General features: G+C 60.9%; 22 protein-coding genes. 7 read left to right on the top strand and 15 right to left on the bottom strand.

Annotation, left to right across the window (positions count from 1 at the left end; genetic code table 11):
- Positions 1 to 218: 218 nt before the first annotated feature.
- Together J7U39_RS26140 and J7U39_RS26135 are read right to left on the bottom strand one after the other, a co-directional pair.
- Complete coding sequence (locus J7U39_RS26140; protein ID WP_210632699.1) at positions 219 to 944, bottom strand: beta-ketoacyl-ACP reductase; 726 nt, start codon at positions 942 to 944, stop codon at positions 219 to 221.
- A 69-nt stretch (positions 945 to 1,013) separates the two neighbouring features.
- Positions 1,014 to 2,195: an acetyl-CoA C-acetyltransferase gene (locus J7U39_RS26135; RefSeq protein WP_210632698.1), complete on the bottom strand. Its 1,182-nt coding sequence runs from the start codon at positions 2,193 to 2,195 to the stop codon at positions 1,014 to 1,016.
- A gap of 237 nt (positions 2,196 to 2,432) precedes the next feature.
- On the opposite strand from J7U39_RS26135, the gene phaR reads away from it, so the two are divergent.
- Positions 2,433 to 3,008, top strand: coding sequence for a polyhydroxyalkanoate synthesis repressor PhaR (gene phaR, locus J7U39_RS26130; RefSeq protein WP_210632697.1), 576 nt, complete (start codon positions 2,433 to 2,435; stop codon positions 3,006 to 3,008).
- On the opposite strand, the gene J7U39_RS26125 is transcribed toward phaR, so the two are convergent.
- The 5 genes from J7U39_RS26125 to mtgA all read right to left on the bottom strand — a co-directional run bounded on the left by J7U39_RS26125 (position 3,003) and on the right by mtgA (position 6,111).
- Positions 3,003 to 3,410, bottom strand: coding sequence for a hypothetical protein (locus J7U39_RS26125; RefSeq protein WP_210632696.1), 408 nt, complete (start codon positions 3,408 to 3,410; stop codon positions 3,003 to 3,005). The two genes, phaR and J7U39_RS26125, sit on opposite strands and share 6 nt — an antisense overlap.
- Positions 3,411 to 3,551: 141 nt before the next feature.
- On the bottom strand, positions 3,552 to 3,737 hold the full coding sequence (gene rpmF / locus J7U39_RS26120) for a 50S ribosomal protein L32 (protein ID WP_003543812.1): 186 nt from the start codon (positions 3,735 to 3,737) through the stop codon (positions 3,552 to 3,554).
- Positions 3,738 to 3,893: 156 nt separating this feature from the next.
- Positions 3,894 to 4,541, bottom strand: a complete 648-nt coding sequence (locus J7U39_RS26115) for a glutathione S-transferase family protein (protein ID WP_210632695.1) — start codon at positions 4,539 to 4,541, stop codon at positions 3,894 to 3,896.
- A 13-nt stretch (positions 4,542 to 4,554) separates the two neighbouring features.
- Complete coding sequence (locus J7U39_RS26110) at positions 4,555 to 5,277, bottom strand: DUF1868 domain-containing protein (protein WP_210632694.1); 723 nt, start codon at positions 5,275 to 5,277, stop codon at positions 4,555 to 4,557.
- 96 nt (positions 5,278 to 5,373) lie between these two features.
- Positions 5,374 to 6,111, bottom strand: a complete 738-nt coding sequence (mtgA, locus tag J7U39_RS26105; protein WP_210632693.1) for a monofunctional biosynthetic peptidoglycan transglycosylase — start codon at positions 6,109 to 6,111, stop codon at positions 5,374 to 5,376.
- 134 nt (positions 6,112 to 6,245) lie between these two features.
- On the opposite strand from mtgA, the gene J7U39_RS26100 reads away from it, so the two are divergent.
- Positions 6,246 to 7,163, top strand: coding sequence for a polyprenyl synthetase family protein (locus J7U39_RS26100; protein WP_210632692.1), 918 nt, complete (start codon positions 6,246 to 6,248; stop codon positions 7,161 to 7,163).
- Positions 7,164 to 7,171: 8 nt separating this feature from the next.
- On the opposite strand, the gene hisC is transcribed toward J7U39_RS26100, so the two are convergent.
- The 4 genes from hisC to J7U39_RS26080 all read right to left on the bottom strand — a co-directional run bounded on the left by hisC (position 7,172) and on the right by J7U39_RS26080 (position 11,630).
- Entirely contained in the window at positions 7,172 to 8,233 is a 1,062-nt protein-coding gene (gene hisC, locus J7U39_RS26095) for a histidinol-phosphate transaminase (RefSeq protein ID WP_210632691.1), read from the bottom strand.
- 16 nt (positions 8,234 to 8,249) lie between these two features.
- Positions 8,250 to 9,500, bottom strand: coding sequence for a flavodoxin-dependent (E)-4-hydroxy-3-methylbut-2-enyl-diphosphate synthase (gene ispG / locus J7U39_RS26090; protein WP_210632690.1), 1,251 nt, complete (start codon positions 9,498 to 9,500; stop codon positions 8,250 to 8,252).
- A 96-nt stretch (positions 9,501 to 9,596) separates the two neighbouring features.
- On the bottom strand, positions 9,597 to 10,790 hold the full coding sequence (locus J7U39_RS26085; protein WP_210632689.1) for an MFS transporter: 1,194 nt from the start codon (positions 10,788 to 10,790) through the stop codon (positions 9,597 to 9,599).
- Positions 10,791 to 10,853: 63 nt separating this feature from the next.
- Positions 10,854 to 11,630, bottom strand: coding sequence for a DeoR/GlpR family DNA-binding transcription regulator (locus tag J7U39_RS26080; RefSeq protein ID WP_210632688.1), 777 nt, complete (start codon positions 11,628 to 11,630; stop codon positions 10,854 to 10,856).
- 321 nt (positions 11,631 to 11,951) lie between these two features.
- Between J7U39_RS26080 and J7U39_RS26075 the strand changes: the two genes are divergently transcribed.
- The 3 genes from J7U39_RS26075 to J7U39_RS26065 all read left to right on the top strand — a co-directional run bounded on the left by J7U39_RS26075 (position 11,952) and on the right by J7U39_RS26065 (position 14,373).
- Positions 11,952 to 12,725 (top strand): amino acid ABC transporter substrate-binding protein, encoded by a 774-nt coding sequence (locus tag J7U39_RS26075; protein WP_210632687.1) that lies wholly within the window; start codon positions 11,952 to 11,954, stop codon positions 12,723 to 12,725.
- 209 nt (positions 12,726 to 12,934) lie between these two features.
- Positions 12,935 to 13,615, top strand: coding sequence for an amino acid ABC transporter permease (locus J7U39_RS26070; protein ID WP_210632686.1), 681 nt, complete (start codon positions 12,935 to 12,937; stop codon positions 13,613 to 13,615).
- Positions 13,612 to 14,373 carry an amino acid ABC transporter ATP-binding protein gene (locus J7U39_RS26065; protein WP_210632685.1) on the top strand — a complete coding sequence of 254 codons (762 nt, stop codon included), beginning with the start codon at positions 13,612 to 13,614 and terminating at the stop codon, positions 14,371 to 14,373. Before J7U39_RS26070 ends, J7U39_RS26065 begins: the two co-directional genes overlap by 4 nt.
- A gap of 154 nt (positions 14,374 to 14,527) precedes the next feature.
- Here J7U39_RS26065 and J7U39_RS26060 read toward each other — a convergent pair whose 3' ends face one another.
- The 3 genes from J7U39_RS26060 to J7U39_RS26050 form a co-directional block, all read right to left on the bottom strand.
- The gene (locus J7U39_RS26060) at positions 14,528 to 15,100 is read right to left on the bottom strand and encodes an NAD(P)H-dependent oxidoreductase (protein WP_210632684.1); all 573 of its coding nucleotides are present in this window, start codon (positions 15,098 to 15,100) and stop codon (positions 14,528 to 14,530) included.
- A gap of 188 nt (positions 15,101 to 15,288) precedes the next feature.
- Positions 15,289 to 18,753: a pyruvate carboxylase gene (gene pyc, locus J7U39_RS26055; RefSeq protein WP_210632683.1), complete on the bottom strand. Its 3,465-nt coding sequence runs from the start codon at positions 18,751 to 18,753 to the stop codon at positions 15,289 to 15,291.
- A 172-nt stretch (positions 18,754 to 18,925) separates the two neighbouring features.
- Positions 18,926 to 19,681, bottom strand: a complete 756-nt coding sequence (locus tag J7U39_RS26050) for a LuxR family transcriptional regulator (RefSeq protein ID WP_210632682.1) — start codon at positions 19,679 to 19,681, stop codon at positions 18,926 to 18,928.
- Between the two features lie 385 nt (positions 19,682 to 20,066).
- Between J7U39_RS26050 and J7U39_RS26045 the strand changes: the two genes are divergently transcribed.
- Together J7U39_RS26045 and J7U39_RS26040 are read left to right on the top strand one after the other, a co-directional pair.
- Complete coding sequence (locus J7U39_RS26045; protein ID WP_210632681.1) at positions 20,067 to 21,830, top strand: glucan ABC transporter ATP-binding protein/ permease; 1,764 nt, start codon at positions 20,067 to 20,069, stop codon at positions 21,828 to 21,830.
- A 264-nt stretch (positions 21,831 to 22,094) separates the two neighbouring features.
- Complete coding sequence (locus tag J7U39_RS26040; protein ID WP_210632680.1) at positions 22,095 to 22,448, top strand: VOC family protein; 354 nt, start codon at positions 22,095 to 22,097, stop codon at positions 22,446 to 22,448.
- 106 nt (positions 22,449 to 22,554) lie between these two features.
- On the opposite strand, the gene opgC is transcribed toward J7U39_RS26040, so the two are convergent.
- Positions 22,555 to 23,811 carry an OpgC domain-containing protein gene (opgC, locus tag J7U39_RS26035; RefSeq protein WP_210632679.1) on the bottom strand — a complete coding sequence of 419 codons (1,257 nt, stop codon included), beginning with the start codon at positions 23,809 to 23,811 and terminating at the stop codon, positions 22,555 to 22,557.
- Positions 23,812 to 23,889: the final 78 nt, after the last annotated feature.

Here is a 23,889-nt window from a genome sequence, read left to right as displayed (position 1 = left end):
CGACAATTCCACCGTCGTCATTCTCGTCGCCGCGGCTTTCCTGACAACCGCGGTCTCATCTCTTGTCTTGGTAGCGGAGATCGCTCGCGGCAGCGAATGCCGGCCATGATTCGGGTTGATCGAGACCGGAACACCGGCAACCGCTTCTGCCCTCCCGAACAAAAGCAAAGGCGCGTTCTGCAACGCGCCTTTGCAAATCGACACACGTTCGTCCTATCTTAAACGAAGAATTGCCCGCCATTGGCCGTCAGCGTCGAACCGGTGATGAAACCAGCATCGTCGGAGACGAGGAAGGTAACGCAGCGGGCAATCTCTTCGGGCTCGCCGAGACGGCCGACCGGGATCTGCGGAATGATGCGTTCATTCAGTACCTTCTCCGGCACGGCAAGCACCATTTCCGTTCCGATATAACCGGGGCAGATGGCATTGACGGTGATGTTTTTCGCAGCCCCTTCCTGGGCAAGCGCCTTGGTAAAGCCGAGATCGCCGGCCTTGGCCGCCGAATAGTTCGCCTGGCCCATCTGGCCCTTCTGGCCGTTGATCGACGAGATATTGACGATGCGGCCGAAGCCGCGGTCGCGCATGCCGCTCCAGACCTGATGCGTCATGTTGAACAGACCGGTCAGGTTGGTGTTGATCACCTCGTGCCACTGCTGCGGCGTCATCTTGTGGAACATTGCGTCGCGGGTAATGCCGGCATTGTTGACGAGGATCTCGACCGGCCCGATCTCGCGTTCGACCTTGGTGATCCCTTCACCGCAGGCAGCGTAGTCCGAAACATCCCATTTGAATACCGCAACACCGGTGACGTCGTGGAAGGCATGAGCCTTCTCGTCATTGCCGGCGTAAGTGGCCGCAACCCTGTAGCCGGCATTTTTCAGCGCCATGGATATCGCTGCGCCGATGCCGCGTGTACCTCCGGTGACCAGAGCCACTCTGCTCATGTTCCGCTCCCCCTCTGTGTTTTCGCCCGCTCGTGGCGGCATTTCAATCAATGACGGATTGCATGCTATTTAAAGTGCTTCAAAGCACATGGCGACGCCCATGCCGCCGCCGATGCAAAGCGTGGCGAGGCCCTTCTTCGCGCCGCGGCGCTTCATCTCGAACAGCAGCGTGTTGAGAATGCGCGCCCCGGAGGCGCCGATCGGATGGCCGATCGCAATCGCCCCGCCATTGACGTTGACGATCGACGGATCCCAGCCGAGATCCTTGCTGACAGCGCAAGCCTGTGCCGCGAAGGCCTCGTTGGCCTCCACGAGATCGAGATCGTTCACAGACCAGCCGGCCTTTTCGAGCGCCTTGCGCGACGCGGGGATCGGACCGGTGCCCATGATCGACGGATCGACGCCGGCCGTTGCCCAGGAAACGATGCGGGCAAGCGGCTGAATGCCGCGCCGGGTCGCTTCCGCCTCACTCATCAGCACGGCGGCGGCAGCGCCGTCGTTGAGGCCGGAGGCATTGGCGGCGGTAACCGTGCCTTCCTTGTCGAAGGCGGGGCGAAGCTTGCCCATCGCCTCGAGCGTCGCGCCGTGGCGGATATATTCGTCGGAATCGACGGTCACGTCGCCCTTCCGTGTCTGGATGATGTAGGGAATGATCTCGTCGGTGAAGCGGCCGGCCTTCTGAGCCGCCTCTGCCTTGTTCTGCGAGGCGACGGCGAACTGATCCTGGTCGTCGCGCGACAGCTGCCACTGCCGTGCGACGTTCTCGGCGGTGATGCCCATATGGTAGCCGTGAAAAGCGTCGGTGAGGCCGTCCTTGATCATCGTGTCGACCATCTTCATGTCGCCCATCTTCGTGCCGCTGCGCAAATGCGCGGCATGCGGCGCCATCGACATGGATTCCTGGCCGCCGGCAACGATGATCCTGGCGTCGCCGGTGGCAATCTGCTGCATGCCGAGCGCGACTGCGCGCAGGCCCGAGCCGCAGAGCTGGTTGACGCCCCAGGCCGTCGTTTCCTTCGGAAGGCCGGCCTTGATCGCCGCCTGGCGGGCCGGGTTCTGGCCTTCGCCCGCGGCCAGCACCTGGCCGAGGATCACCTCATCCACCTCGCCGGCATCGACGCCGGCGCGCGCGAGCGCCCCCTTGATGACGGCCGCGCCGAGTTCATGCGCGGGGACCGTTGCAAAAGCGCCGTTGAACGAGCCGACGGCTGTCCGACCTGCGCTGGCGATGACGACGGATGAATTGCTCATGGGGAGGCTCCTCGTTTTTCGTCCCACTTACATAAGGGGAAACTGGCAAAGCTTTGAGCACAAGTCAAACGGGAAGACCGGCCGCCGCCATTTTCGGCGGCAGCAGTCAACGCCGATTCGTTTGATCTGCTAAAGGTTTGCCGCAACGCACAAAGAGATTGTCACCAGCCTTCTTTTGCGTTTACAGTCTGAAGTGGAGGAAGATCCATAAATCAGACGGGGGTTCAGGAGACTGATATGGCGAAGCATGAGGGTCAGATTGTCATCAAGAAATACGCCAATCGCCGCCTGTACAATACAGGCACCAGCACCTATGTGACGCTGGAAGATCTGGCGGAGATGGTAAAGAGGGGCGAAGACTTTACCGTCCAGGACGCAAAAAGCGGGGACGATATCACCCATTCGGTGCTGACGCAGATCATCTTCGAGCAGGAATCGAAAACCGGCAACACGCTGCTCCCGATCTCCTTCCTGCGCCAGCTGATCACCTATTATGGTGACCAGATGCAGATGGTCGTGCCGAGCTTCCTCGAACATTCGATGCGCGCCTTCAGCGAACAGCAGGCACAGATGCGCGAACAGGTAAACCGTGCCTTCGGCGAGACGCCGCTCGGCAAGAACCTGCAATTGCCGATGCAGATGGTCGAGGACCAGGTTCGCCGCAATACCGAGCTGTTTCAGCAGGCAATGCAGATGTTCTCGCCTTTCATGACACCGCCGGCGGCCAAGGAAAGCCGCAAAGCCGAAGCCAAGGATATCGACGAACTGAAGGAACAGCTCCGCGCCCTTCAGAACAAGCTCGACAACCTATAGTCCGATAGAGACATCCCGCCCGGCGCTTCGGATCGAAACGGCAAAACCCCCGATCACATCGATCAGAGCGATCGTCATCAAAATGAAGAACACCTGTGTCGCGGCGCCCTGGACGAGAAGAAACTCGACCAGGAAGGCGATGAAGACCAGCATCGACAAGATATGGTTCAAGAGGTTGCCGGGCCCGGTTCGCGTTGCTTTCAGGATTTCGAAGAACAGCACGATGAGCGCAACGACGATGAAGAGATCGCCGAGCGCCATGCTCCAGGTCGCACCCGAGAGCATCGACAGCACGATGATGTTATGCTGCAAGGCTGCGATGCCGCCGTCGCCCATCAAGCCGAGCATCGCCAGATTGTAAAGAATAAACGGAATAATCATCAGCGGCATTGCGGCTACCATCGGCAATCTCCCAGCGGAGAAAGAATACTGCCGCAAACCGTTGTCTCACCGCAAGTGATTGCAAATATTATCTTGCCGAAGTGCAAAAGGCCGGCGTGAAGCCGGCCTTGAGACTCGCGATCGGACGAGCCGGATCGGAAATTATGCGCTTTCCTTCGGAGTCAGAACCTGGCGGCCGCGATACATACCGGTCTTCAGGTCGATATGATGCGGGCGGCGCAGTTCGCCGGAATTCTTGTCTTCGACGTAGGTCGGGGCCTTCAGCGCGTCAGCCGAACGGCGCATGCCGCGCTTGGACGGGCTCGTTTTTCTCTTCGGTACAGCCATTTTTCTTACTCCACTTGCGGGCAAAACATTCCCACGGCCAGACTGGCGGCCGAAACGGACATGTCGCGATTTCGGAAATTTTGCGCGCTTATACATGCAAGGGGCGGCCTTGACCAGTCCCCATGCATATTTTTTGCGAAGCCGATGATTCGCGCCTCAGACCTCGTCTTCCGGCACGATCCAGGGCTCGGCGCGGGCCGCCTCTTCCCATTTCCGCCAGGCCGGATGCGCCTTCATCGTCTCCATATAGGCGAGCGTCTCCTCCCGGCTGACGAGGTCATAGATGTCGAACCGGTTGACGACGGGCGCAAACATCGCATCCACGCCGCTGAACGCACCAAAGAGAAACGGGCCGCCGGATTTCTGCAGAAGGTTTCGCCAGATCGTCTCGATACGGCTGACGTCGGCGTCGACGCCGTCAGGCAATGTGATCCCGCCCCTCGGTCGGCGAATATTCATCGGGCAGGCATTGCGCAGGGCTCGGAAGCCTGAAAGCATTTCCATCGAAACAGAGCGGGCGAGCGCCCGTTCGGCACGGTCGCGCGGCCAGAGGCCGGCGTCCGGATAAAGCTCGGCGGCATATTCGATGATCGCCAGCGATTCCCAGATCTTCAAACCGCCGTGCTGCAGGACTGGCACCCGGCCGCTCGGCGATATCGCCTTGATATTGGGATTGCCGCCCGCATCGTCGAAAGGGATCAGGATTTCTTCGAAGTCGACGCCGGCGCTCGTCAGCGCCATCCACGGCCGGAACGACCAGGAAGAATAATTCTTGTTGGCGATGTAGAGCGTCGGTCTGTCCATAGGCCTCTCCCATTCAGGCATCGAAATCGAAGATCAGCAGTTCGTGGAAATGGTTCATGTCCTCGAACACGCAGAACGCCGGCGGCGCAAGCTCGAAAACAGGGGCCTTGCGGCGGATATCCTCGGCCACCTCGTCGAGCATTGCCTGCCAGCGCGGCAAGGCTTCATCCTCCAGCCGCTCGATCACATAGGCGAAGGTCACATGGAATTTGTAATCCATATGGTTGGGCTGGCGATAGCCGAGAAGATCGGCAAGCGCGTTACGCCAGGCGCGCATGACCTTGCGGTCCTTCTCCGTCGCTCCGTCGACGAGCAGGCCCGACGGCCGAGCTTCGACGACGGCGACTTTGAAAGGCTCCGCCATCGAGAAACATTCGAGCCGCGCCGCCATGAGATCGGTCATATCGTCGATCGGCGTCTCGAGAGGGAGGTCTGCAGGCCAGCAGTCCTGCAGGCGCCTAGTCTCGATGACGCCTTCGAAAAGCGTCATGTGAAGGCTCGAGATCGGCGTGAAGAGAAATTGCGGCGCCTCGGGCATCGTTAGATATTTCTCGCGCGCCTCTATCAGTACCGCCCGGGTCCTTGACCCCTTCTCGATGTGGCAGACGATGGTGTTGCCGGCTTCCGGCAGGAAACCGCCGATCTTGCCATAGCGGCTGCCGAGATGGGCGGGCGGGCTTTGATTGTGCGACTTCGAGTAAAAGAGAAGTTCGGGAGAAAAGGTTGGGGCGGTCATGGGCGACTCGGGGGCTCTGATTGGACTGCATTCGCCCATATGGCAGAACCAAGAATGTCAGATGACGTTCACTGCTTCTAATGACAAGTTCTGATCTTATTCATAGATGCACTTGATGTAGTCGCCTGAGCCCTGCGCACGCCTCTCGATGACGCCGGCAAGCCGGCGAAGGCCTCGTCCGGGCTTGCCTGCTTTGCGGTCGATCGGGTTCGGGAGCGAGACAGCCAGCAGCGACGCCTGCCGCCGCGTCAGCTTCGAGGCCGGAACCTTGAAATGATGCTGGGCCGCCGCCTCGACGCCGTAGATGCCGGGACCCCATTCGGCGATGTTGAGATAGATTTCCATCAGCCGCCGCTTCGACAGGACGAAATCGGTGGAGACGGCGAGCGGAAGCTCCATCGCCTTGCGCACGAAGGAGCGGCTGTTCCAGAGAAAGAGGTTCTTGGCGGTCTGCATCGGGATGGTGCTGCCGCCGCGCGTTGCCTGGCCCTTCAGCGTATCCTCGACCAGCATGCGCATCTCCGCCCAGTCGACGCCGCCGTGGAAACAATATTGACCGTCTTCGGACATCATCACCGATTGCACCAGGACCGGAGCGACCTCGTCCAACGATACCCATCTGCGGTCATAGCCGCGCAGCAGCACCAGATCGCGCAGCATCAGCGTCGAGACGGGATGGATGAAGGGCAGCAGGTAGAGGAAGATCAGGGCGTAAGGAAGGATCACTATGGCCAGAACGGCAAGACCGACGCGTCTCAGCACGGGCCGATCTTCGAACCATCGCCGACGGGCCGGCATGTCGGCAATATCCTCTCTCTCCGGCGCTATATCCAATGTCCCAAGCCCATTTCGCTCCCTCTCGTTCTCATAACGCCTGTGAGGCGCTTATGCCAGAGCACATGGGAAATCTTGCTGCAGTCATCGACAATTCCGTTGCAAGCCCCGGTGCCCCATGCCAAACAGCGCCCATGGACGCGAACCGGGACACTTTCGAGACGAGGCTTAGGAACAACGCCCGCGAAATCGAGGCGCTGCTCGACGCATTGCTGTCGTCACCGGTCCCTCTTTCCGATGAAATCGCCAGGCCCGAGACCCTGCGCAGCGCCATGCATTATGCCGTGCTGAACGGCGGCAAGCGGCTGCGCCCATTCCTCGTTGCCGAAAGTGCCGCCCTGCTCGGCGGCAATGGGAAGGCCGCACTTCGTGTCGGCGCGGCGCTCGAATGCATTCACTGCTATTCCCTCGTGCATGACGATCTGCCGGCCATGGACGACGACGACCTGCGCCGCGGCAAGCCGACAGTCCATATCAAGTTCGATGAAGCCACCGCGATCCTTGCCGGCGACAGCCTGCTGACCTACGCCTTCGACATCGTCGCAGCGCCGGAGACCGCCCTTCCCGATACGAGCAAAGCAGCGCTGGTGCTGGCCCTTGCCCGCGCAGCCGGTCTCGGCGGCATGGCCGGCGGCCAGGCGCTCGACCTCGCGGCCGAGAAACAGGCCCCCGACGAGGCCGGCATCATACGCCTGCAGGCGATGAAAACAGGGGCGCTGATCCGCTTCGCCTGCGAGGCGGGCGCCATCATCGCAGGAAGCCCGCCCGAAGATCGCCGCCGCCTGCGCGCCTTCGGCGAAAAGATCGGCCTTGCCTTCCAGCTCGCCGACGACATTCTCGACCTGACCTCTGATGCTGAGACCATGGGCAAGGCGACCGGCAAGGATGCGGCCCGCGGCAAGGGAACGCTCGTGGGGCTTCATGGCATGGAATGGGCCGAGACCGAGCTCCGCCAGCACGTCAGCGATGCCGAAGACCTGCTCGCCCCCTATGGGGCACGCGCCTCGATCCTCACCGCCGCTGCGCATTTCATCGCCGACCGTAAGAGCTGAGCCGAAGGTCAGGCGGCCAATATCTCCTTGAGAGCGGCAACCAGCCGCGCGCATTCCTCGTCGGTGCCGATGCTGATGCGCAGGAACTCCGAAATGCGCGGCTCGGCGAAACGCCGGACGAGCACGCCACGCTCCCGCAGTTCGGCCAGAAGTGCACCGCCCGATCGGCTCTCGTGCATCGCGAAGAGGAAATTCGCCTGGGATGGCAGCACCTGGAAACTCAACGCTTCCAGTTGCCGGACAAGGGTTTCCCGGCTGGCGATGATTTTCCGCCGGCTTGTTTCGAACCACGCCTCGTCCTTGATCGCCGCCGTCGCCGCGACCTGGGCCAGGCGGTCGAGCGGATAGGAATTGAAGCTGTCCTTGACGCGCACCAGCGCCTCGATCAGGTCCCGGTGCCCCAGCGCGAAGCCGACGCGCAGACCTGCGAACGAACGAGATTTCGACAAGGTCTGGATGATCAGAAGGTTGGGATAACAAGAAATGAGCGGCACGGCGCTCTCGCCGCCGAAATCGACATAGGCCTCGTCTATCACGACGACCGCATCCGGATGAGCAGTAAGAAGCGCCTCGATCCCGGCCAGCGGCAGGCCGATACCAGTCGGCGCATTCGGATTGGGAATGATGATTGCGCCGCACGGTCTGTCGTAATCAGCAAGCCGAATCCGGAACTGATCGTCGAGCGGCATCTCGATCGCCTCCACACCATATAGCAGGCTATAGGTTGGATAGAAGCTATAGGTTATGTCGGGATAGAGAAGCGGCAACTCGTGTTTCAGCAGCGCCTGAAACGTATGGGCGAGAACCTCATCGGAGCCGTTGCCGACGAATACTTCTTCCGCTGTCAGGTTGAAACGGGCGGCGATCGCTTCGCGCAATTCCGTGGCGGAGGGATCGGGATAGAGCCGCAGACGATCGTCCGCCGCCTGCCTGATCGCTTCGATCGCCTTTGGGGACGGTCCGTAGGGATTCTCATTGGTATTGAGCTTGACCAGGCCGGGAATACGCGGCTGCTCGCCCGCGACATACGGCCGGAGCTTGCTGACGATATCAGACCAATACCGGCTCATTCGAACGCGCGGACCTTCATTCCGCTGCCGTCCGCTGGCCGAAACGCTTTTCGATATAATCGACGACAAGCGCCTCGAAGTCGGAGGCGATATTGGGACCGCGCAGTGTCAGCGCCTTCTTGCCGTCGATAAAAACGGGAGCGGCCGGCGTCTCGCCGGTACCGGGCAGCGAGATGCCGATATCGGCATGTTTGCTTTCGCCCGGTCCGTTGACGATGCAGCCCATCACGGCGACGTTCAGCGCCTCGACGCCTGGATATTTCTCGCGCCAGACTGGCATGTTCTTGCGGATGTCGTTCTGAATGTTCTGGGCGAGTTCCTGGAAGACGGTCGAGGTCGTGCGTCCGCAGCCGGGACAGGCGGCCACGACGGGCACGAACTGCCGGAAACCCATGACCTGCAGGATTTCCTGCGCCACCTGGACTTCGCGGGTGCGGTCGCCGTTCGGCTCGGGTGTCAGTGAGACGCGGATCGTATCGCCGATGCCGTGCTGCAGCACGAAGCCCATGGCAGCCGACGAAGCGACGATGCCCTTGCTGCCCATGCCGGCCTCGGTCAGCCCGAGATGCAGCGCGTGATCGGAACGTTCGGCGAGCATGGAATTGACCGCGATCAGGTCCTGCACCTGGCTGACCTTGGCCGACAGGATGATGCGGTTGCGTGGCAGGCCGATTTCCTCGGCAAGGGCGGCCGAAAGCAACGCCGACTGTACGATCGCCTCGCGCGTCACCTGCCGTGCCGACAGCGGCGACCCGGCCTCGGCATTTCGATCCATCAGCGCCGTCAGGAGATCCTGATCGAGCGAGCCCCAGTTGACGCCGATGCGCACCGGCTTGTCGTAGCGGATCGCCATCTCGATGATCTCGGCGAACTGCTTGTCCTTCTTGTCCTTGAAGCCGACATTACCGGGATTGATGCGGTATTTCGCCAGCGCCTCGGCGCAGGCTGGATGATCGGCAAGCAGCTTGTGGCCAATATAGTGGAAGTCGCCGATCAGCGGCACGTCCATGCCGAGCCGCAGCAGCCTTTCGCGGATTTTCGGCACGGCAGCCGCACTTTCGTCGCGATCGACGGTGATGCGCACCAGTTCGGAGCCCGCCCGGTGCAGGGCGGCGACCTGCGCAACGGTCGAATCGATATCGGCGGTATCCGTATTCGTCATCGATTGCACGACGATCGGCGCGCCGCCACCAACGATGACGCCGCCGACATCGACGGCGACGGAAGCGCGGCGCGGTTTTGGATCAAAATCGGCGGCTGAGGACATGAAGAGTTCTTGCACCCCTAAAAACAGTGCCTTTCAGGTGGATCATGACCGCTTTATTGTCAACCGCCCACTATATCACTTTTGTCTGGAGGTGGCTCAGTGGCCGCCTCCAGAGACCCCATCGGCATAATGGGCCAGTTTGGAGAATAGGAGAACGAACAACAGCAGCACCGGCAGCGCCATGAAGACAACGGCAAAACCGATATGCTCGGCGACGAAGCCGATCAACGACGGCGCTACCAGCATGCCGGAATAACCCATGGTCGTCACCACGGAGATGCCGATGCCGGGCTTGAGGCCGGGAATGTTGCCTGCGGCCGAGAAGGCGATCGGCACCATGTTTGATATGCCGATGCCGCAAAAGGCAAAGCCCAAAATGGCAAGCTCGGCATTGGGCGCCAGGCCGGCAAGCAGCATGCCGGCGATGGCAAAGAGCGTGCAGATGCGCAGGGTCTTGACGCTCCCGAGGCGGTCGCGCACGAGATCGCCGGCAAAGCGCATGGTCGCCATGGTCGCCGAAAAGGCTGCGAAACCAAGTCCTGAAAGCGCGACCGACGCCCCCATGTCCTGCCGGAGATAGAGCGCGCCCCAATCCAGGACGGCACCTTCCGGCACCATCGAGAACAGCGCCATCAATCCAAGGAGCCACGGCAGCGGCACCATCGGCAGCTTCGTCTTTTCTTTCTTGGCATCCGGATGCGGCGGATCCGCAAGGATCATCGGCCATGCCAGAGCAAGGAAGATCGCCGCCAACACCGTCGCCAGCTGCGCATGGCCGAGAATGCCGAGCTTGGTGATCACGATGCCGCCGAGTCCCGAACCGATGAGGCCGCCAAGGCTCCAGAAAGCATGGCAGGACGACATGATGGCGCGGCGCATGGATTTTTCGACGGACACCGCATTGGCGTTCATCGCCACATCCATGGCGCCGATGAAGCCGCCGAACAGGAAGAGCGAGATTGCCGCGGTAATCACGTTTGGCGCGAGCGTCAGAGCCAGGAGCAGCGGCAGCACGCAGACGGCGGTTGCCCGAACAACGATCCGCGAGCCATGCCTGGCGATCTGCGCGCCGGCGATCGGCATCATGACCAGCGAGCCAACGCCGAAGACGATGATCATCAGCCCGAGCTCGAACTTGCTCAGCCCGAGACGCTCGGCAAAATCCGGGATCTTCGGCGCCCAGCAGCCGACGACAAAGCCGTTCATGAGAAAGAGCAGGGAAACCGCTGCCCTGCTTCTGGTGATGAAGCCGCTGCGGACCCCCGACGGCGCATTCACATGACTGTCCATTTTCGGTCTTTCCTCGCTATCGGGCTTGGGAGCCCCCGTTTTTCTAAACTCCGTGACGACGGCTCAGTTCGTTTTTTCGGCGATAACGGTCCGGCAGCCGCGCTCGCGATAACCCGCAAGAACGCCGGGATCGGCATCGTGCTCGACGACCAGGCATTCGCAATGCGCAACCGGAAGGATGCTGTGGGGCGCAGCCGTGCCGAATTTCTCCGAGGTTACTGCCGCCATCACCTTTTTGCTTCTCGATGCCGCAAACCGCTTGAACTCCGCATCCTCGAAACCGAAGGTCGTGATGCCGGCCTCGAGATCGATGCCGCAGGCGCCGAGAATGCAGAGATCGGGCGAAATCTGCTCCATATCCCGCAAGGCCTTGGCGCCGAGCGCTCCACCCGTCTGCCGGTCCACCATGCCGCCGATCACGATGACGTTGACCGCAGGCTTGTCGATGAGCGCCGCGGCGATCACCGGCGCATTCGTCGCAGCCGTCAGTTCGAGTTCGGCAGGTAGAGCATTGGCAATCGCCAGATTGGTGCTCCCGGCATCGAAAAACACGCAGGAACCGGCAGCGATCTGCATTGCCGCAGCCCGCGCCAAGGCCTGCTTGCGGTCGGCAGCAAATCCCGTGCGCTGCGTCAGGCTTCCATGCGCCGGCGACACGGGCAAGGCGCCGCCATAGACCCGCTCGCAGAGGCCCGCCGCCGCCATCTCACGCAGGTCGCGCCGCACCGTATCCTCGGAGACGCCGAATTCGAGCGCAAGTTCCGCCGCCAGCACGCGGCCATTCAGCCGCAGCCGCTCGGAAATGACGCCTTGGCGCTCTCGCAATAAAAAATCCTGCATGTTCCTACCGGATCAATCGCTGAACTGACATAAACGTGCATAAACGCTTATGATCGTGCAGGCAATATGCGCGGTTACACGTTTCCTGACGCAGTGAAACAAAATTGAATCATCAAAGCGCGTCTTCGATTGGTCGCTGAGAGAAAGGTTGGAGCGTGACCGCGGCGACGCCACTTTCATGGAATTCGTGCGTGGAGGGCGACTCTTGAGAAAAATATTTGCAGTTGCTGCTTTTATTCGCAGTTTTCTACGCTTCCGGCGCCCTAGTTTTCTGCAAAGTATCGCTCATCCGATCGCAACCTCCCAAGGATGGACAGAACAATGAACTGGTTGAAAACCGTCGCCGCCGCTACCCTTATTCACGTCGCGGCCCTCCTGCCCGCCCATGCCGGCGAAAACCTCGCCGCCATCAAATCGGCCGGCGTCTTCAAGATCGGCACCGAGGGCACCTATGCGCCCTTCACCTATCATGACGAAAGCGGCAAGCTGGTCGGCTTCGACGTCGAGATCGGCGAAGCCATCGCCGCCAAGCTCGGTGTCAAGGCCGAGTTCGTCGAAGGCAAATGGGACGGCCTGATCGCCGGCCTCGACGCCAAGCGTTACGACACTGTCATCAATCAGGTCGGCATCACCGAAGCCCGCAAGCAGAAATACGATTTCTCCGAGCCCTATATCGCTTCCAAGGCCGTGCTGATCGTCCGCGACGGCGATGACAGCATCAAGACCTTCGCCGACCTGAAGGGCAAGAAATCAGCCCAGTCGCTGACCAGCAACTTCGGCAAGATCGCCACCGAATCCGGGGCCGAGCTCGTGGGCACGGACGGTTTCGACCAGTCGATCCAGCTTGTGCTGACCAAACGCGCCGATGCGACGATCAACGACAGCCTCTCCTTCCTCGACTTCAAGAAGCACAAGCCGGACGCGCCGGTAAAGATCGCCGCCCAGCAGGAAAATGCCGATTACTCCGGCGTCATCATCCGCAAGAACGAGCCGGAACTGCTGGAAGCGATTAATAAGGCGCTCGCCGATATCAAGGCCGACGGCACTTACAAGAAGATCGCCGACAAATATTTCGGCCAGGACGTCTCGAAGTAAGCTTCGTCTAAAAAACTCCCCTCCCTCCCCACAAGGGGGAGGGGCTTTGGCCGTGGGACCGCCTCACCTCAAAATAGAGGTCCCGACTTGCAGCACGGTGGTCATTTCATGCAGCGCGGGAGGCAGATTAAGTCCCTGCCCCTTGTGGGAAGGGGTTGGGGAGGGGTATTTCGAAGTATCACTGCTCAACCGACGAGAGGGAATATCCCTTGCCGCACTGGCTCGAACTGATGGCGGAATCGCTTCCCTCGCTCCTCTGGGCGGGATTGATCTTCACCATTCCGCTGACGCTGCTCTCCTTCGTCTTTGGTCTGATCCTCGGCCTGATCACGGCGATCGCCCGCCTTTTCGGCCCGACGCCCGTCGCGGCGATTGCCCGTTTCTATGTCTGGGTCATTCGCGGCACGCCGCTGCTCGTCCAGCTCTTCGTGATCTTTTATGGGCTGCCGAGCATCGGCATCCTGCTCGACGCCTTTCCTGCCGCGCTGATCGGCTTCACCCTGAATATCGGCGCCTACAGCTCAGAGATCATCCGCGCGGTCATCTCCTCCGTGCCGAAGGGCCAGTGGGAAGCGGCCTATTCGATCGGTATGAGCTGGCGCCAGGCGATGAGCCGGACGATCCTGCCACAGGCCGGCCGCGTCGCCGTGCCGCCTCTGTCGAACACCTTCATCTCGCTGGTCAAGGATACCTCGCTTGCGGCCGCCATCACCGTGCCGGAGCTCTTCCAGGCGGCACAACGCATCGTCGCCACCACCTACGAGCCGCTGATCCTCTATATCGAGGCGGCGCTGATCTATCTCGCCCTGAGCTCCGTCCTCTCGCAGCTGCAGGTGCGGCTGGAACGTCGTTTCGCACGTTATGGCGGCATGCTGGAGGCAAACGCATGATCGAGCTTTCCAACATCGAGAAGCGCTTCGGTGATGCCGTCATTCTGAAGGATATCAGCGTCCGCATTCCCGAGGGCAGCGTCACCGCGCTCGTCGGGCCGTCCGGCGGTGGCAAGAGCACGCTACTGCGCTGCATCAACCTGCTCGAGATCCCGACATCAGGCGCGATCCGCCTCGGCGAGGAAGAGCTTTCCTTCGCGCCCGGCAAACGCTTGGGCTGGCAGGCGATCCAGAAAATCCGCCGTCAGACCGGCATGGTCTTCCAGAATTTCCAGCTCTTTCCGCATCAGACCGCGATCGAAAACGTTATGGAAGGTCTGGTCACGGTGCTGAAGTGGCCGAAGGAGAAAGCGCGCGAACACGCCATGGAACTGCTGACCAAGGTCGGCATGGCGCACAAGACCGATGCCTGGCCTTCGACCTTATCGGGTGGTCAGCAGCAACGCGTGGCAATCGCCCGGGCCCTTGCGCCGTCGCCACGGGTGCTTCTCTGCGACGAGCCGACCTCGGCGCTCGATCCGGAACTCTCGGCGGAAGTGGTCGATGTGCTGGGCCAGCTTGCCCGCGAAGGCACGACGATGGTCATGGCCACCCACGATCTCCGGCTCGCCTCGAAAATCGCGAATGACGTCGTCTTCCTGGAGGCCGGGAGCGTGGTGGAAACGGGCAGCGCGAAAGCCATTTTCAGCGCGCCCAAGCGCGAACGCACCAAGCGCTTCATATCGACGATCAACGCTGCCCACACATATGACATCTAGTGCAATTCCGTTTCTCTTCGAATCAAGGAATTGTTCTATCTCTATGTTTTCACGCAATTCCGAATGCAAAACCGCTGCACACTTTTGCTGGAATTGCTCTTGTCTCACGTGAATCGTGATTCACGTGAGACGCTTTGATTTTAAGCCACCTGCCTCAGGCTGAGGTGACGACCGAACGCGCCGCCTTCAACGCATTGCCCCACCAGATGAGCTGATCGAGCTGGTTCTTCGCCGCCTCGTTGAGGTGCGGGTAATCGCCAAGGCTCTTGCCTTCCTTGAGCACGCTCAGATATTCGCTGAAAGCGATGTGCACGCCCGTTTTCACCGAGGCAGCGCCCATTTCCACGAAGATCAGCCTCAGATGCTCGACGGCCCGCGCACCGCCGACGCCGCCGTAGCCGACGAAGGCGACCGGCTTCTGGAGGAACTCGCCGAGATCGATAGCGTTCTTCAGAACCGCCGTCGGTGCATGATTGTACTCGGCGACGGTGAATATGTAGCCGTCGAATTCGCGCAGCTTCTTCTTCCAGCGCTCGGCGGTGTCGCTTTCCACCGTGGTGGCGCGCTCTTCGCCAAAGAAATGCATGGGATAGTCGAGAAGATCGAGAACCTCGACTTCGAGATCGGAGCGTTGGCCGACGAGCTCGGCGATCCATTTTGCCGGATGTTCGGCGAAACGGCCAATACGAGTGCTGCCGACGATGACGGCGATCTTCAATTTGCTCATGAAATTGTTTCCTGATTGATTTTGGGAGGGGCAGGCACGCAAGTCTACGAAAAAGCCTCCCGGCCGGGCAAGGCGAGGAGGCCGCTAGCCTTTCAAAAAGATCGACCTTTTAACAGACTAGCTCTACACAATCGGGTGATCAGCTCTGCCTGGCAGGGATTGGCGGACGAAACTTTCGTGTCGGTCGCTCATCCGCCGTAAACCACCAGCAGATCCTTCGCATCGATCTGGTCGCCGGCCTTGACCAGCACTTCGGCAATGGTGCCGTCCTTTTCCGCGTGGATCGCGGTTTCCATCTTCATCGCTTCGATGGAGACGAGCACGTCGCCGGCACTGACGGCCTGGCCCGGCGAGGCGAAGACGCGGCTGATGACGCCAGGCATCGGTGCGCCGACATGGGCGGCGTTGCCGATCTCGGCCTTGCGGCGCACGGCCGCCCCGGTCGCCCCATGGGCCCGGTCGGGCACCTTGATGCGGCGCGGCTGGCCGTTGAGCTCGAAGAAGACGGTGACCATGCCCTGGCTGTCGGTTGCGCTCATCGCCTGGTTGACGATGACGAGCGTCTTGCCCTTCTCGATGTCGGCGAACAGCTCCTCGCCGTCCGCCAACCCGTAGAAATAGGCTGGCGTCGGCAGCACGGAGACCGGACCGTAGGTATCCGAGGCAAGCGCAAAATCGGTGAAGACCTTCGGATACATCAGATAGGAAGCGAATTCGAAGTCGCTGACCTCGCGCTCCAGCTTCTTTTCGATGACCTTGCGTTCCGCATCGAGATCGGCTTCCTTGAGCAGTGAGCCCGGCCGCACCGTATAGGGTTTTTCGCCCTTCAATGCCTTCTTCTGCAGCGCTTCCGGCCATCCCGACGGCGGCTGGCCGAGATCACCCTTCAGCATCGACACCACCGATTCGGGGAACGAGACTTCGCGGTCGGGGCTGACGACATCGGCGACGGTCAGGTCCTGGGAGACCATCATCAGCGCCATGTCGCCAACGACCTTGGAGGACGGCGTCACCTTGACGATGTCGCCGAACATCTGGTTGGCGTCGGCATAGGCCTGCGCCACCTGATGCCAGCGGGTTTCCAGCCCCAGCGAGCGGGCCTGCTCCTTGAGGTTGGTGAACTGGCCACCCGGCATTTCATGGAGATAGACCTCCGATGCCGGCCCCTTGAGATCGCTTTCGAAGGCGGCATACTGGTTGCGCACCGCTTCCCAATAGAAGGAGATGCGGCGGATCCATTCCGGATCGAGGCCGGGATCGCGCTCGGAGCCGGAGAGCGCCTCGACGATCGAGCCGAGACAGGGCTGCGAGGTATTGCCGGAGAGCGCATCCATTGCCGCATCGACGGCATCGACCCCGGCTTCGACCGCGGCAAGGACGGTCGCCGCCGCAATGCCCGAAGTGTCATGCGTGTGGAAGTGGATCGGCAGACCGGTCGCCTCGCGCAGCGCCTTGAACAGAACCTTCGCCGCCGCAGGCTTCAACAGGCCCGCCATGTCCTTGAGCGCGATGATGTGAGCCCCGGCCTTTTCGAGCTCGACGGCAAGATCGGTATAGTACTTCAAGTCGTACTTCGGCCGCGCCGAGTTCAGGATGTCGCCGGTATAGCAGATCGCCGCCTCGCAGAGCTTGTTCTCTTCGGCAACCGCATCCATCGATACCCGCATATTCTCGACCCAATTCAGGCAGTCGAAGACGCGGAAGAGATCGATGCCGCCCTTGGCAGCCTGGCGGACGAAGTATTTGACGACATTGTCGGGATAGTTGGTGTAGCCGACACCATTGGCGCCGCGCAGCAGCATCTGCAGGAGCAGGTTGGGGGCGCCTTCGCGGATCAGCGCCAGGCGCTCCCACGGATCTTCCGTGAGGAATCGCATCGAGACGTCGAAGGTGGCGCCGCCCCAGCATTCGAGCGAGAGCAGGTTCGGCAGCGCATGTGCATAAGTGCCGGCGATGCGGGCGATGTCATAGGTGCGCATGCGCGTGGCAAGCAGCGACTGGTGGCCGTCGCGCATCGTCGTGTCGGTCAGAAGCACCCGCTTCTCGTTGCGCATCCACTCGCCGAATTTCTTCGGACCAAGCGTGTCGAGAAGCTGCTTCGTGCCGTCCTTCACGCCGTTGCCATTGGCATAGGGCACCACCGGCCGGGCGGCATTTTCCAGCGGCTTCGGCCTGTCCTTGGCCTCGGGATGGCCGTTGACGGTCACGTCGGCGAGATAGGTCAGGAGTTTCGTTGCGCGGTCCTGGCGCTTGACCTGCTGGAAGAGCTCCGGCGTCGTGTCGATGAAGCGGGTGGTGTAGCTGTTGTCGCGGAATTTCGGGTGGCCGATGATCGCTTCGAGGAAGGTCAGGTTGGTGGCCACGCCTCGGATGCGGAATTCGCGCAGCGCCCGATCCATGCGGGAAATGGCTTCCAGCGGGTTCGGCGCCCAGGCCGTGACCTTGACGAGCAGCGGATCGTAATAGCGGGTGATGATGGCGCCGGAATAGGAGGTGCCGCCGTCGAGGCGAATGCCGAAGCCGGAGGCCGAGCGATAGGCGGTGATGCGGCCGTAATCCGGAATGAAGTTATGTTCCGGATCTTCCGTCGTCACGCGGCACTGCAGGGCGTGACCGTTGAGACGGATGTCTTCCTGCTTCGGCACGCCGGATTGCGGCGTGCCGATCGCAAAGCCGTCGAGGATGTGGATCTGCGCCTTGACGATATCGATGCCGGTGACGACTTCGGTCACTGTATGCTCGACCTGGATGCGCGGATTGACTTCGATGAAGTAGAATTTGCCGGTATCGGCGTCCATCAGATATTCGACGGTGCCGGCGCCGATATAGTTCGTCGCCTCTGCGATCTTCAGCGAATAGGCGGCGAGTTCCTGGCGCTGCGCTTCGGTGAGATAGGGTGCGGGCGCGCGCTCGACGACCTTCTGATTGCGGCGCTGAACGGAACAGTCGCGCTCGAAGAGATGCACGACATTGCCGTGGGTGTCGCCGAGGATCTGGCTTTCGACGTGGCGGGCGCGCTCGACGAGCTTTTCCAGATAGACCTCATCCTTGCCGAAGGCGGCCATCGCTTCGCGCTTGGCTTCCGTCACTTCCTTGGCAAGATCGGCCTCGGAACGGATGACGCGCATGCCGCGACCGCCGCCGCCCCAGGAGGCCTTCAGCATGACGGGATAACCGATCTCGGCCGCCATCCTGGCGACTTCCTTCATATCGTCCGGCAGCGGTGCGGTCGCCGGCACGACCGGCACGCCGACGGAGATCGCCAGGTTGCGCGCTGCGACCTTGTTGCCGAGCTGGCGCATCGTATCGGCCTTCGGGCCGATGAAGATGATGCCGGCCTTGTTGCAGGCATCGACGAATTCCGGGCTTTCCGACAAGAGGCCGTAGCCCGGATGGATAGCATCGGCGCCCGAAAGCTTGGCGACGCGGATCACCTCGTCGATCGACAGATAACTTTCGATCGGTCCGAGATCGCGGGCCAGATGCGGACCGCGGCCGACCTGATAGCTCTCGTCCGCCTTGAAGCGGTGCAGTGCCAGCTTGTCCTCCTCCGCCCAGATCGCCACCGTTTTTATTCCAAGCTCGTTGGCCGCGCGGAACACGCGAATGGCTATTTCGGAGCGGTTGGCAACGAGTATCTTGGATATGAGCAAAACGGTCTCCTCCGTCGTTCAGACACGGGCATGCTGCACCCGCGAAGAAAATTCTTAACTTCTTGTCACGGGAAGTTCAATTTCTCTTGCGACTGCGAAACGCACTTTCTCGCCATGCCAGAGCTGTCGGCCCGCAGTAGGCGGCGATTTCAGCGAGATGGATGGAAAAAGCCTAGCTTATCAGACCGTGACGGAAGGCGAGCGCCACTGCCTGCTGCCTGTTCTTTGCCTTCAGCTTATCCTGCAGACCGTTCATGTACCAGTCGACCGTATGGTTTGAGATCTTCAGCATTTTGCTGATCTCCATCGAGGTCATGCCTTCGGCAAGATAGTGGAGGATTTCCATCTCGCGGCGCGTCAGCGGCGTCTCGGTCGGCAGCACCGTTTCCAGCGCCGCGGCCTCGCCTGAGAGGTCGAGCAATCGCCAGAAGCTCTTGCGCGCCACGGCCTCGAGCAGCGCGATTTCCACCGGCGACAAGTCGATCGGCTTGCCGCCGAGGCTGAGGCTGCCGAGAATGCCGTTGCGCCCATGAATCGGAAAGAGATAGCCGTCCTCCAATCCGTGACCGAAGGCATCGACCATCATCTGCTCCATGCGGCGCTGATGCGCATCACCGTCGAAGGCGGCCACGCTCTCCCGCCAGCGGAAAGGCCGTTGCGCATGCACGAGATAACGCACCATCGGATCGATCCGGACATATTTTTTTGCGGCATATATCTGTAGCCATTGTTCCGGCCAGCGGCCGGCAAGCGGCGCGGCGCGCAGTTCGATATTCCGCTGCGCCGGGTTTTGCTGCAAATGTCGCAGCAGACCGTAATACTCGAAACCGCAACCGTGGAGGACCTGCTCGAGTTCGGTGACGACGGCGTCCTGATTTGGGCACTCTTCCAGAATGACAAGCAATTGAATTAAAGAATTAATATTCACAAATAGCGCCCTTTGCCCGGACCTGAACCGCATCGAGGCCGTTGGCGGCTGTTCAGATTGGTCGCGTAACGGTCTTCTTCAAAAAAATGCAGTCTCTAATTTAATGCTGCGCTAAACATTGATTAAAATGCAAGCGCAAATTGTCGGGAGATATAATCATGGTGGAATTCCGGCGCCAGACCCCGCTGCCGAAAAATCTGAGGAGCCCGGAATACCCCTCTGTTCTGTCCTATTGAGGCAGCTTCAAATTCGTCGCAGCTTCGATCGTGTGATCAAGTTAACCACCCGGCGGGCTGAATCCCGAATACTCCGTTAATCGCCGGTTCAGGTAGCCTTTTGTAGCATCCCATCATTCCCGTTTTCGCAGATGCACAAGAGGTTAGACGTGTCGCTATTCAAGGTCTATGCAAGAGCTCTGCGCTATCTTGGCGCCTACAAGCTCCGCGTATCCCTGGTCGTTATTGCCAACATTGTTCTGGCGACCATCACCATTGCGGAACCGATCCTGTTCGGTCGCATCATCGATGCGATATCGGGGAAGGGCGAAGTCAAACCCATCCTCTTCATGTGGGCTGGTTTCGCCGTGTTCAATACCGTCGCCTTCGTTCTAGTCTCCCGCGAGGCCGACCGGCTTGCCCATGGCCGGCGGGCGACGCTGCTGACGGAAGCCTTCGGCCGCATTATTTCCATGCCGCTTGCCTGGCACCATCAGCGCGGCACCTCCAACGCGCTGCATACACTGCTGCGTGCCTGCGAGACGCTGTTTGGCCTCTGGCTGGAATTCATGCGCAACCACCTATCGACGGTCATTGCGCTGTCCCTGCTGGTGCCGACGGCAATGTCGATGGATTTGCGCCTTTCCGCCGTGCTGATCGTGCTTGGCATCGCCTATTGGCTGATCGGCCGCGTGGTCATGAGCCGCACCAAGGATGGCCAGGCTTCGGTCGAAAACCACTACCATACCGTCTTCTCGCATGTCAGCGATTCGATCAGCAACGTCTCCGTTCTGCATAGCTACAACCGTATCGAAGCGGAAACCAAGGCGTTGAAATCCTTCGCCGACCGGCTGCTCGAAGCGCAGTATCCGGTGCTCGACTGGTGGGCGCTCGCCAGCGCGCTGAACCGCATGGCTTCGACCATCGCGATGATGGTGGTTCTGATCATCGGCACGATGCTCGTCCAGTCCGGCGAGTTGCGCATCGGTGATGTCATTGCCTTCATCGGCTTTGCCAACCTGCTGATCGCCCGTCTCGACCTGATGCGCCAATTCGCGACGCAGATCTTCGAGGCCCGCTCCAAGCTCGAGGACTTCTACACGCTCGAAGACTCGGTGCGCGACCGTGAAGAGCCGGCCGGCAATAGCGAGATCAAGAACGTCAAGGGTGCGGTCGAATTCCGCGACGTCTCCTTCGGCTTCGGCAACAGCTCGCAGGGCCTGCACAACGTCTCCTTCTCGGTAAAGGCAGGCCAGACGGTCGCCATCGTCGGCCCGACCGGCGCCGGCAAGACGACGCTGGTCAACCTGCTGCAGCGCGTCTACGACCCGCAGGGCGGCCAGATTCTCGTCGACGGCACCGATATCACCAAGGTGACCCGGAAGTCACTGCGTCGCCATATCGCTACCGTCTTCCAGGATGCGGGCCTGCTGAATCGTTCGATCAGCGACAATATCCGCCTCGGCCGCGAAGGTGCGAGCGAGGAGGACATGCGCCGTGCGGCCGAAGCCGCCGCCGCCGCCGATTTCATCGAGACCCGTGAGGATCGTTACGACACCCATGTCGGCGAGCGTGGCAACAAGCTTTCCGGTGGTGAACGTCAGCGCATCGCGATTGCCCGCGCCATCCTCAAGGATGCGCCGATCCTGGTGCTCGATGAGGCGACCTCGGCGCTCGACGTCGAGACCGAAGCCCGCGTCAAGGCCGCGATCGACAATCTGCGGCAGAACCGCACCACCTTCATCATCGCCCACCGCCTCTCGACGGTCCGCGAAGCGGATATGGTGCTCTTCCTTGACGATGGCCGCGTCGCCGAACAGGGCAGCTTCGACGAGCTCAGCCACAGCAACGGCCGCTTCGCCGCCCTGCTGCGCGCCAGCGGCATCCTGACGGACGAAGAAGTCCGCAAGGCGCACACCACAGAAGCCGCCTGAGCGCTTCGAGTTAAAGGATAAGGCCGGAAGGGCAGACGCTCTTCCGGCCTTTTGTTTTTCTTGGGTAGCTTTCTGGGATAGCAGACACCCGCGTGGCCCCCTTTGTCCCGGCGGCCATCTCCCTGCCAAGCGAGATCGAGACGGAGGTCTCGGCCGTGCAGAGGAGGTCGTCACAAGGCACGACATGTCTGGCGGCCGGGCTGATTGATCGCATCGCCGATCCCCTCTAAGCTGTTGTCGCTAGCCGATACTCAGGAGAGCGGCATGAAAGTCCTGCGCATCGTTGCCAATATCCAGGCGCCCGACATCATGGCCGCCAAACGCTTCTATCAGGATATTCTCGGCCTTGATCTGATGATGGATCTCGGCTGGATCGTCACGTTCGGCGCGAATACTTCCATGAAAGTTCAGCTCAGTGTCGCCAGCCAAGGCGGCTCCGGGACTCCGGTGCCCGACCTCTCCATCGAGGTGGATGATCTCGATGCTGCTTTCGAGGCGATGTCTGCCGCCGGCGTTCCGATCGAATACGGTCCGGCCGACGAGCCCTGGGGCGTCAGGCGCTTCTACGTGCGCGATCCTTTCGACCGGCTGGTGAATATTCTAGTTCACAAAAGTTGAGCCGGCGGCATTACAGCGCCGCGCGTCTTTTCAACGCGCGAAAGGCGCTGCAATGCCGTGGTGCTTTTCGATGCCGATTTTGGGCCCCCGCTAAGCCCGCCGCTCTTCAATCAGATGGGGATTCCCATTTCCGATTGGTCCGGTGATAGGTATTCGCCGCTCCGCCAACTCGCACAGGCACAGGGACCGCGGCAATCTCCGTCACGAGCTTGCCCTTGATCTTGCCCAGCTGGCGCTTGTGCTCGAGGTAGTGGGCATAGGCGAATTGCGTCGCGATGCCCACGATCACGAAGAGCGGGCCGACCAGCGGATCCTTGTTGGTGATATAGAGCACGACCTGGCCGATCATGGCGAGGATCGTGCCGGCGACGAAGATGTTCAGCGAATGCCGGCCGAGGATCGTCAGCGGGTGTTCGGCTGGGCGCCGCAGGATGCGCGAGAACGCCGGGATGCTGATGATGAGATAGGTCAGCGCCAGCACATGCAGCAGCCGCGGCAGCGACAGGAAGGTCTTGTCGAAACCGGTGACGACGGTGGGCAGGCCGAGCGCCGCCAGCGAATTGCCGAAAATCCACAGATGGCCGGTTACCCAGATGAAGGACAGCAGGACATAGCCGGCGGCAGCCGCAAGCAGCAGCGGATGCCGCGGGATCGTGCCGCCGCGCTTGATATGCAGGATCGAAACAATTCCAATCGAAAACAGGAACTGCCAGGAGAGCGGATTGAGGAACCAGTAGCCCTCTATCAGCAAATTATGCGGCGCCACCTCGTAAATGCCGGCCAGCAGCCAGACCGTGCCGGAAACGGCGAGCGCCAGAAGCGGGCTTCGCTCGTTGAGGAGCAGGATGATCGGCACCATCAGCAACAATGCGCCATACATCGGCAGGATATTGTTGTAGCCGATTTGGTGACCGAGCAGCAGAAGCGCCGGGATGCCTTCCTTCAGGTTCATCAGAACCGCCAGGATGTTGATCTCGACCAGCAGCCCCGGCCGGTGGAACAGCCAGGCACCACAGATGAAGAGCGCCAGCGTCATGAAGGTGGTGATCATATGCGCGAGGTAGAGCGTGAAGGCGCGCCGCGCCGCCTTGATCGTCGTCTTGATGCGGTCGCCCGGCTTGAAGCGGGAACCATAGGCGAGGCCGACGGCGATGCCGGAGATCAGGACGAAGGCCTCGGCGGCATCGGAGAAACCGAAATTCTTCGTCGTCACATATTCGAAGATCTGTCCGGGAACATGATTGATGAAAATCATGATCAGGGCCAGGCCACGCAGCACGTCAAGCCTTGTATCGCGCGTCGTCGCAGCTGCGGATGAGGAACTGCGCTCGGTGCCGATGGCTTCGGTCGGCGTGCTTGCCATATGGGTTTCTCCTGTTATCCGATTTTGCAAACGCGACGGCGGCCAAAAGGGTTCCCTTTTGGCCGCCGCGAATCGCCG

The organism is Rhizobium sp. NLR16a (genome assembly GCF_017948245.1).
Lineage (GTDB): Bacteria > Pseudomonadota > Alphaproteobacteria > Rhizobiales > Rhizobiaceae > Rhizobium.
This window is presented reverse-complemented; position numbering and strand designations above follow the sequence as displayed.